Source organism: Ectopseudomonas oleovorans (assembly GCF_003052605.1).
Lineage (GTDB): Bacteria > Pseudomonadota > Gammaproteobacteria > Pseudomonadales > Pseudomonadaceae > Aquipseudomonas > Aquipseudomonas oleovorans_A.
The window spans coordinates 1-9,154 of sequence record NZ_QASO01000033.1; the positions used below are offsets into that span (position 1 = coordinate 1).

Below are 9,154 nucleotides of genomic sequence, written 5' to 3' on the forward strand. Positions count from 1 at the left end.
GAACTTGCGTCGCGCATGCGCCCAGCAGCCCAGGCGTTCGATGCCGTCGCGTGCAGCCACGGCGTTGTAGCCGGCGTAGTCGTCGGTCATCAGGTAGCCGCGGTAGCCATCGAGCAGGCGTAGCGGCACATCCTGCGCGGCTGAGAACTGCCCCGGCCAAGGCCGGGGCAGCGACCATCAGAGGATGCTCAGCGGGTATTCGACAAAGGCACGGATCTCGTTGAGATCCGGCCCTACGTCGGTGCTGGGGCGGTAGATGGAGTTACGCAGGCGCAGGTGCAGATCCTTGGCAGCGCCACTCTGGATGGTGTAGCCGATCTGGTTGAAGATCTCGCGCTCGGTGCCGTTGTTGTCGCTGCCGGTATCGATGTTGTCACCGCGTACGTAGGCGAACTTGTAGCGCAGACCCGGCACACCGTACTCGGCAAAATCCAGCTCGTAGCTGGCCTGCCAGGAGCGCTCGTCCTTCAGGTTGAAGTCCGAGTAGTAGGAGTTGGCCAGGTAGATGCTGGAACCGCCATCACCGTAGTCATAAGCAAAGCCGGCATCGCCGCTGTTGCGCTGATGCGCGACAATGAAGGCATGGGCGCCGATGCTGTACTTGGCCGCCAGGCTCCAGATGGTGTTGCGATCACCCTGACCGTCACCGCCAAGATCCACCGCGGCCACCGAGCCGGTGTCGTACTTGGTGCGGTAGATGTTGAAGTCGAAATTGAGCGCCTGATCCGCTGCCAGCGCCAGATTGTAATTGACGTTGGCGTAGTAGCGTTTGTACATGTCCTCGAGATCGGCGTGATACGCCGCCAGGCTCAAATCGTCGCTGACGGCGTAACTGCCGCCGAGCACATCAATGCTCTTGAGGCGATTGGGGTCGCGTGCCGAGTCGCCCATCGGGCTGTCCGCGGTGAAGCGGCCTGCATTCAGCTCCAGGCCTTCGATCTCGTTGCTGGTGACCAGCGTGCCGGTGAACGACTGTGGCAGCAGACGGCTGTCGTCATGGGCCAGAACCGGCAGGGAAGGGAACTGGTTGCCGTACTTGATCACGGTATTGGAGACGCGCAGCTTCACCGCACCGCCAGCCTGGGACAGGTCGTCCACCGGGCGACCTTCGCTGTCGGTGTCGAAGAAGGCGCGATAGTTGCGGCCGCGACCGCTGTCGAGCTTGACCCCGAGCAGGCCGAAAGCATCGACGCCGAAGCCGACGGTGCCCTGAGTGAATCCGGACTCGAAGGTGGCGATGAAACCCTGCCCCCAGGTCTTGGCGTCGTTGGTGTTGTCCTTGTAGTCACGGTTGAAATAGGCGTTGCGCAGCAACAGATTGAGACTGGCGTCTTCGACGAAACCATTGGTTTCGGACTGACTGCTGGCGTGAGCCAACGGCCCGCCCAGCGCGAGACTGCAAGCCAGCGCGAGACAGTGCTTCTTGTGCATGGGGGCTCCGGTGTTGGTGTGCTGCTCTAAACGCGCCTTACATCGAGGTAAGGCCCGGCCCAGAGGGCGCGCTTAGAGTTATCAGCCTATCTGCAGATGCACTATTCGAGCTGATCGATGATCACTATCAACGACTTCGATGCGGTGTTCGGGGGGATCGGCGATAGGCTTCTCCCCGATGAAGATTCCATAGGCGGCGGTTATTGCAACAATCCCGGAAGCCGTCGCCCTGGCTCCTCTTCATCTCCTTTGGTTAAGACTTCGGCCGCCTGGTTATCCAGCGGCCTTTTTTATTGGGCGCCAGGCAGAGCACATGCCGCGCATCAGGGACGGGAGGGAATGGCCGCCCCCGACTTGAACAACCGCGTGCGGATATCCTTGGCCAGCATCAGGAAGAGCAGGGCGAAACCCACGTAGCCATTGATCACGTAGACGATATTGATCAGGCGGTCGAAGGGGATGGCCAGGCCGACCACTGTGCCGATCACCGCGAGCAGCACCAGCAGGAGGCGGTGACGCGGGCTGTCTTCGTCCGGGGCGAAGCGCTTTACCGGTGTCCATAGCAGTGGGGCTGCGGTGGTGAAGATGGCGACGAAGACGATGAGCGAGAAGCCGAGAGCCAGCGACGGATGGATCTTGGCCACCAGTACCAGCGTGGGAATCTGCGTGCCGGCCACGTCGTCGAGATGGGCGGCCAGGCCCAGCATCAGGGCCAGCACAGCCAGGCTGAACAACACCGCGCCCAGCGTCGCACCCCAGCAGGCTTCTTTTCTGCTGGAAGCCGATTTGCCCAGGTTGGTCATGAACACTGCCAGCCACATCATGCAGAAGCCGACATAGGAGGCGCAGGCGATCAACCAGTCGCTGCTGGCTTGCAGGATAGCGCCGTCGTTTACCAGCGGCTCCAGCTTGGCTTCATAGTCCAGCAGCCCGGCAGGTGCCATTGCATAGCCGATGATGCCGATGACGATGGCCAGAACGCTCAACAGCGGGCCAATCGAGCCGATGATCGCCACTAGGCGCTTGAAGCCGAAGAACAGTGACACCAGTGTGAGGGCGCCCATTGTCACGCCGCCGACCCAGCTCGGCCAGCCGAATTGCTGATGCAGCGCGGCTCCCGCACCGGCGATCATCACCCAGAAGGACATGAACAGGAACACGACCGAGAAATAATCGAAGAAGTTGCCGATTAGCCTGCCGCAATAATACTGGTAAATACTTTTAGGCTCGGCGAACTGCTGTTCATGGCCGGCGCTGACGAAACTGACATTGACATAGACGAACAGCAGCAACATCAGGGCAATACTGGCGATACCGGCATAACCGTATGCAACGAAGTACTGCATGATTTCTTGTCCGGTGGTGAAACCAGAACCGACCAGCAGGGCGATCAATGATCCGCCTATCAAAATTACGCGTGTCAGACGCACTGGATTGTTGTTCTGAGTCATAGGTATTTCCCTTTTGTTGAGGCTGCCGTGTCGCAAGGCTTCGGCGCGGTATCCGAACTTAACATCCCGTTTTAGCGGTTCTTTCTGACTCGCTTTGGCATGAGATGGAAAAAACATTACGCCGGTCGTGTGGTTTTTAGTGCGGCTATAAGCGGCATGGATTCGTCTGTTTGCGACGCCCCGTTGAACTGGCGTTCCGAAATAATTCCGGATTTGCCGAGCGCGCGATAATCGGGAAGAATCCAGCTAGCAATGTCCTGGCTGGCTGCCAATGAAATGGAGAGGAGGGCATATGTACTCGAAAATACGAGCCAGCCCTGGCAACGGATACATCGATAGAAGGTTGAATATCCAAAAGCCGCATGCGCTACATGCGATTGCCGATAACAAATCCAATAAAACGTAGTTCGGATGAAGGTCTAGAAATTGTTACCCAGACGTAGTTTCAGCGAAGCCATGCAGGGGCAGAACCTGCGCTTCATGGAGGACAGGAAAAAACCGCTCCAGCAGGCTCGGGTAGGTTTTCTGTTGCTCGAGCATTTCTCCTTGCCGGCCTACACCCAAGCACTCGACACCATGGTCACGGCCAACCTGATCAATCCTGACTGCTTCGCGACCGAGTCCTTCAGCCTGAGTGGCGAGTCGGTCACCAGCGACCTGGGGCTGGTGATCTGTCCCGACGCACAATTGCAACTGCCGCATCTGGCGCAGATGGATCTCCTGGTGGTCTGCGGCGGCCTGCGCACGCCGCTGAAGGCTTCGCCTGCGCTGAGCGCCTTGCTGCACGCGGCCGACAAGCAGGCCGTGGAACTGGCCGGACTGTGGAACGGCGCCTGGTTCCTGGGGCAGGCCGGGCTGCTGGATGGGCACAAGTGCGCGATCCATCCGGAGAATCGCGCCGTACTGGCCGAGATCGCCAAGAACAGCCAGGTGACCAGCGAGAGCTACATGGTCGATGGCAACCGGCTGACGGCCGCCAGCCCCAATGGCGCCTTCCACATGGTGATGGACTGGATCCGCAAACGCCATGGTCGCGAGCTGGCCGATGGCATCGTCGACATTCTGGCCTTCGAAGAGTCGCGCTACCGCCGCGCACGGCCGGCGCTGCACGAGAAAATGAGCGAGCCGTTGCGCAACGTGGTGCAACTGATGAGCGCCAATATCGAAGAGCCGCTGAGCCTGAGCCAGATCGCCCAGTACGTCGGACGCTCCAGACGGCAGATCGAGCGGCTGTTCCAGGAACAGATGGCCACCACGCCAGTGCGTTATTACCTGGAGCTGCGCCTGACCGAAGGGCGACGTCTGCTGCAGCATGCCGATCTGCCGATTCTCGACGTGTCGCTGGCTTGCGGGTTCGTCTCGCCGAGTCATTTCAGCAAATGCTACGCAGCGTTCTATGGCTATTCGCCATCGAAGGAAATGCGCTTAGGCAACGTCCGCTTGTAGGTGACTCTTAAATATCGTAATTATGCTATCTCATTGAATTTATTATAAAAAAACCTAACGTGATTTTTATATCCTGTAAAAAAACAAACTAAAAGGTATTTTTTACATTTTTCAAAGACCAGCTACGCTGATAACGAACTGTGATCTATCGAAGGATGCAGGGAGGGAACATGGGGCAAATTTTGCTGCGGGAGGGCTTGGTTGTCGTCGCGAGGGGGCATGTAGCAACAGTTAATAAATGCCTTCCTAACTTGACGATTGAGGTTGTCCTAAAAAAAAGCAGTGAAAAGTTAGTTGTCGATATTGACGAAATTGAGCATTTACCCTCAAGGGATGAGGATAATATTAATCTGCTTCAAGTTGAGTCGCTGTCAAGCGAGTCGGTAGTGCCCCTGGAGGAGTTGCAGGCCGCTCAGTCACAGTTCGACTTAATAAAGAGATACTTGGCAAAAGAACTCAACTTGACTCAGGCGCTAGAGCAAGCCGGCGTCTCAAATGGTACCTTTTATAGAAACATTAAGTTTTATGATGAAGAAATTGGTCCAGCGTCTCTGCTAAGGATGAAGAGAGGGAACAAGAAAGGCTCTAGAAGACTCATTAAAGATGTCGATGACGTAATAAAACAGGCAATCAAAGAAGCGTACATAGGAAAGTCGGCAACCATAGCTGCGGTTTTTCGCAAGGCGGAAGAATTATCCATTAGGCTTGGTTTAAAGCCACCTTCTCGATCGGCAATATCTGCACGGCTCAAAGATATACCAGAGAAAGAGCGTCATCTGAGAAAGCATGGGCATGAGGCGACGAGTCAAAAATATGCAGCAAGACCAGGTAAAAAGGAAATTCATCTGCCGCTTGAATGGGTGCAGATGGATCATACCAGAGTAGATCTGATATTGGTCGATCAAATTACACGCCGACCAATAGGTAGGCCCTGGTTAACTGTCCTCATTGACCTCAAGACCAGGGTTATTCTTGGTTATTATCTAAGTCTATACCCGCCATCTAGCCTCTCTGTTGCCTGTGCTGTAGCGCATGCCGCACTTCCTAAAAATCAATTCCTTAAAAGACTGGGAGTGAGCGCAGGTCTACATCCATATTATGGGGTTCCAAAACTCTTGCACATGGATAACGCAAGTGAGTTCAAGACCGTTAAATTTCAGCGTGCTTGTGTGCTACACAAGATTGGCTTGAAATGGCGGCCAATTGGGGCGAAGCATTATGGAGGTCATGTTGAGCGTTTGATCGGCACACTGATGACCGATTATGTGCACTTCTTGCCCGGTACTACTCACTCCAATCCTGTTAGCCGCAGAGGTTATGATAGTGAGAAAAATTCTGCACTGACCTTCAAGGAATTTTGCCAATGGTTTGCAGGGCAGGTCGCTATTTATCATGGGCGTAAGCATAAAGGGCTGGGCCGCTCTCCTGCGGCGGAGTGGAATTCGCATTTTGTTGATTCCGAAAACAACGTTACTCATCCTCCGATAATTTCCGATCCATGGACGTTTCGTCTTGACTTCATGCCGGAGATGAGTCGAAAAATCCACCCCCAGGGCGTGACTCTAAATGGTAAATGGTACTGGAGCCCTGGATTAACTCCCCATATAGGTAAAGAGAGAGTGGTCATTAAGTACGATCCGCACTCAATGGCGACAATATGGGCAAGGTTGGATGGAGGATATATTCCGCTGTACTTTTCGGATGTAACGACTAGTGACTTTGCATATGAGGAACACAGGGCGCTATTGAAGTTTAGGCGAAAAGAAGGCGTCACACCAGATGGAGCATTGGAAGATCATGCTTTGATAGATTTGATACAAAAAAATGAGCAGATAGTGAAGGGGGCAGTAACGAAGACAAAGCGAGCGAGAAAAATAATTGCTGCCAAATTCGAGCATGAGACCAGCACATGGATCGCTGACGAGACTATATCAGCGACTGCTCCAGATAGGTCAGATGAAGAAATCAAAAAACCTGACTACTCGAAAAAGGCGACGCCCTATTCTAGGAGGTCTTGATGAGTTCTTATGAGCACTTAACGGAGAGCGCTAGGGAACTGGCATGTTCATCTGACGACATGCGGTTGGCCGCTATACAGCGAGATAGTTTTTACATTGACCACCCTCAATCAAACAGCATTTTAAAGATGGTTGAAAATCTACTGGCCGTTCCTAGAAGAATGCAGGCGCCGTGTATGATTGTAACCGGTGCTCCTGGCGCCGGTAAAAGCTCAATCATTCAGCAGATAAGGAATTCTGAAGCACTCTCTAACCAAATTGTCTTTCTAGACATGGTTGCGAACCCATTTAATCTAAAGTTTGGTGAGTTGCTTGTTTCGGCACTAGGCCTCCCTCATGGGCTGATTAAGTTCGGACACCCTAGGAAAGCCACGCTTCCGGCGGAACTGGCCGAAGTGATAAAGTTGAGAAAAATAAAGGCTCTGATTATAGATGAGCTGCACGAGTCAATGCTGGTGGCGAGGCCAGAACAACTTAAAAATTTGTCCATTCTGAAGTCGCTATCCAATAATACTTATGGATTATCAATAATAGGTTTCGGCATTAATCTCGCCAAGAACGCTTTGAGTATGGATGAACAGTTCTCTAGGCGATTTTATAGCGTCCAGATTGATGACTGGAGAGAAAGCGAGTCTTTTAGATCGTTTCTGGCGGGGGTTGAGCAAAATCTACCATTAAGAAGGCCGTCAAACCTTGATGGTGCTGAGGTTATTGGGTTTCTTTTAGAGAATACCGGTGGGCGAATGGACTCTATTATGAACTCAATTAAATCTGCTGCATGCTACGCAGTAAAGTCGGGAGAGGAACGCATCACCATAGGCTCTTTGGTAAAAGCTATTTCGACGCCATGGAGTTACTAATGCGCCTCCTTGATTTATGCCCCGCCAGCGTGGACGAGTGCTTTTCATCCTGGATATATAGGTGCATGATAAAGTTTCCTTGGGTGAGGTTCTCATTGGAAGGAGTCAGCGTAAAGGCTGAGTCTGATAGGTGTGGTGAATTAGTTTATGAGGATCCGGATTTTGATATTAGCTCTAGTTATGTCCAAGATGTTACATCGAGGCTGAATCTCGCTCAGGATGACTATTTTCGATTCTTTGATAAGAAGCCTGGCAAGCTTTTGTCATGGCAAAGTCGTCGATTTTACTGTCGGGATTGTATAATGGATGATATTAAAAATAATATTCTTCCATATTGGCGGCGGAGCTGGTGCAGTGCCGTTTGCGTATTCTGTCCGCTCCATGAGAAAAAGTTGTCGAGTATTAGGTTTAACTGTGATCCTATTGGTAGAGGCTGGCGAGCATTCTCTGAGTTTTCGCGATACCCCTACCACCAATATCAAGGTACTAGAAACTATAATTTGTGGGAGAGCGAGAGTTTGCAGAAAGCTCTTTATGACCTTGCAATCCAAGTATTTGAATGGTATGGTTCTAGCGAAGAAGCGAGGGTGGATAGTGCAGGTGCTGATGTTGCTTCAACTGCATACTTTGATCTTGTTTTTGAGTTATTGACACAGGCTCCCAGCCTCCATAATTCAGGCGGACTGTCTTGGTCGTTTACGTTTGCTTTTAAGCTGAGACTAGGGCGTTATCGAAAAGATTATTCTTGGCTACTTGAGAATGGCGTTAATGAAGTTGATGTAAATCAAAGGGTTTGTGGGGTGATTTTAGCTGGTAAGGTGCTTGGGATTCTCTCTGATGAAGAGGTTGGGCGTCTTGATTGCATGGTGGATGATTTGTTTCCTTATTTCGGTCTCAGTAACCTAGAGCTAGGTTTTAGATGTGCAAATTATAGTTCTATTGGCGATTATGATTATCTTCTGTCTAGGATTGGTCGGCTTCCATACTCAAGCCAGGCGCGTTTTGATGGCTTTGTTGCGGGTTTGACCCCTGAAATGTAAGTAGCTCTGAAGGAAATAAATTTCTCGCCATTGGCGGACTACATATGAGGATGGCGGGCTAGCAATCCAACGCAATTCGCATCCACTTCGGTATTTTACTGGTCATCAATTTGATTAAGTCGTCAGGCCTAAGCGCTTTCTTAATCGCAGCAGTGCATTCTGGAGTAGCGCCTTCTTTACCGAGATAAAACAGTGCACTGATAGCCATCCCCGCCTCAGTCCCGGCATGCTGCATCACCATCGGGGCCGCATGTATCAGTCGGACTTCAGCTTTACCTATGAATACTGAACGGCTGGCTCCGTTGGTGTAATAGATTGGAATGAGCGGCATCTGGGTACTGAGCCCAAACCTCCTGACGGCATTGGCACCATGGATCTGCAGAGACAAGCGCTTCTGCCTGGTAATCAGGCTAAGCAATTTCCAGGGATTGGGACGAGCCCTGGCAACGTAACGTCCGGGTTTCGGGCGCATATAAATTCCGCGATACACCCGTTCGAGCTCGCCTCGGTTGACCGTAAGCGCTCCACAAACCCCATCTTCAAATGATCCGCAGGCCAGTCAATGCTGTGCTCCGATTTCTTTCTGGAGCCAGCCACCATGATGCGCCCCGACGCTAAAGTTGAAAAAGTCTACCTCTACCCCAAGCCGGTGGATTTCCGCAAATCCATTGACGGCCTGGCCGCTCTGGTCGAGCTGGATATCAAGGTGGCGGTCTTCGACCCCGTGCTGTTCGTCTTCCTCAATCGCGCGCGCAATCGCGTGAAGATTTTGTATTGGGAGCGCAACGGCTTCTGCCTGTGGCTCAAGCGCTTGGAGGCTGAGCGCTTCAAGTCGCATCCGCAGCCTGGCGACGATGCGATCGTGCTGACGGCCCAGGAGCTGAACTGGTTGCTGGACGGTATCGACC

Annotated in this window: 8 protein-coding genes and 1 pseudogene; 5 read left to right on the plus strand and 4 right to left on the minus strand. The window is 52.6% G+C overall.

Translation table 11 applies throughout. From position 1 onward, the window contains the following. From DBO86_RS05830 to DBO86_RS05840, 3 genes and pseudogenes are all read right to left on the minus strand, one after another. Window positions 1-144, minus strand: a pseudogene (locus tag DBO86_RS05830) (IS66 family transposase); the annotation flags it as partial. Between the two features lie 33 nt (window positions 145-177). Then, the gene (locus DBO86_RS05835) at window positions 178-1,431 is read right to left on the minus strand and encodes an OprD family porin (RefSeq protein ID WP_108233198.1); all 1,254 of its coding nucleotides are present in this window, start codon (window positions 1,429-1,431) and stop codon (window positions 178-180) included. A gap of 323 nt (window positions 1,432-1,754) precedes the next feature. Further along, window positions 1,755-2,882 carry a YkvI family membrane protein gene (locus tag DBO86_RS05840; RefSeq protein WP_003460110.1) on the minus strand — a complete coding sequence of 376 codons (1,128 nt, stop codon included), beginning with the start codon at window positions 2,880-2,882 and terminating at the stop codon, window positions 1,755-1,757. Window positions 2,883-3,338: 456 nt separating this feature from the next. Between DBO86_RS05840 and DBO86_RS05845 the strand changes: the two genes are divergently transcribed. The 4 genes from DBO86_RS05845 (at window position 3,339) to DBO86_RS25800 (ending at window position 8,246) form a co-directional block, all read left to right on the plus strand. Beyond that, window positions 3,339-4,328 (plus strand): GlxA family transcriptional regulator, encoded by a 990-nt coding sequence (locus DBO86_RS05845; protein WP_167399101.1) that lies wholly within the window; start codon window positions 3,339-3,341, stop codon window positions 4,326-4,328. 170 nt (window positions 4,329-4,498) lie between these two features. Then, window positions 4,499-6,346, plus strand: coding sequence for a Mu transposase C-terminal domain-containing protein (locus tag DBO86_RS05850; protein WP_167399100.1), 1,848 nt, complete (start codon window positions 4,499-4,501; stop codon window positions 6,344-6,346). After that, window positions 6,346-7,206, plus strand: a complete 861-nt coding sequence (locus tag DBO86_RS05855) for a TniB family NTP-binding protein (protein WP_092375339.1) — start codon at window positions 6,346-6,348, stop codon at window positions 7,204-7,206. The genes DBO86_RS05850 and DBO86_RS05855 overlap by 1 nt, the downstream gene beginning before the upstream one ends. 302 nt (window positions 7,207-7,508) lie before the next feature. Beyond that, window positions 7,509-8,246: a hypothetical protein gene (locus tag DBO86_RS25800; RefSeq protein WP_128578547.1), complete on the plus strand. Its 738-nt coding sequence runs from the start codon at window positions 7,509-7,511 to the stop codon at window positions 8,244-8,246. A gap of 58 nt (window positions 8,247-8,304) precedes the next feature. On the opposite strand, the gene DBO86_RS26205 is transcribed toward DBO86_RS25800, so the two are convergent. Beyond that, on the minus strand, window positions 8,305-8,805 hold the full coding sequence (locus tag DBO86_RS26205) for a DUF6088 family protein (RefSeq protein WP_279630243.1): 501 nt from the start codon (window positions 8,803-8,805) through the stop codon (window positions 8,305-8,307). Window positions 8,806-8,844: 39 nt separating this feature from the next. On the opposite strand from DBO86_RS26205, the gene tnpB reads away from it, so the two are divergent. Then, on the plus strand, window positions 8,845-9,154 hold a 310-nt coding region (tnpB, locus tag DBO86_RS05865; protein ID WP_146173172.1), incomplete at its 3' end, for an IS66 family insertion sequence element accessory protein TnpB.

Bases quoted from the DNA above. Each gene is read 5' to 3' on its own strand.
- DBO86_RS05840 (WP_003460110.1), bottom strand. From the start codon at position 2,882: ATGACTCAGAACAACAATCCAGTGCGTCTGACACGCGTAATTTTGATA.
- DBO86_RS05850 (WP_167399100.1), top strand. From the start codon at position 4,499: ATGGGGCAAATTTTGCTGCGGGAGGGCTTGGTTGTCGTCGCGAGGGGG.
- DBO86_RS25800 (WP_128578547.1), top strand. From the start codon at position 7,509: ATGGATGATATTAAAAATAATATTCTTCCATATTGGCGGCGGAGCTGG.
- DBO86_RS05835 (WP_108233198.1), bottom strand. From the start codon at position 1,431: ATGCACAAGAAGCACTGTCTCGCGCTGGCTTGCAGTCTCGCGCTGGGC.
- DBO86_RS05855 (WP_092375339.1), top strand. From the start codon at position 6,346: ATGAGTTCTTATGAGCACTTAACGGAGAGCGCTAGGGAACTGGCATGT.
- DBO86_RS05845 (WP_167399101.1), top strand. From the start codon at position 3,339: ATGCAGGGGCAGAACCTGCGCTTCATGGAGGACAGGAAAAAACCGCTC.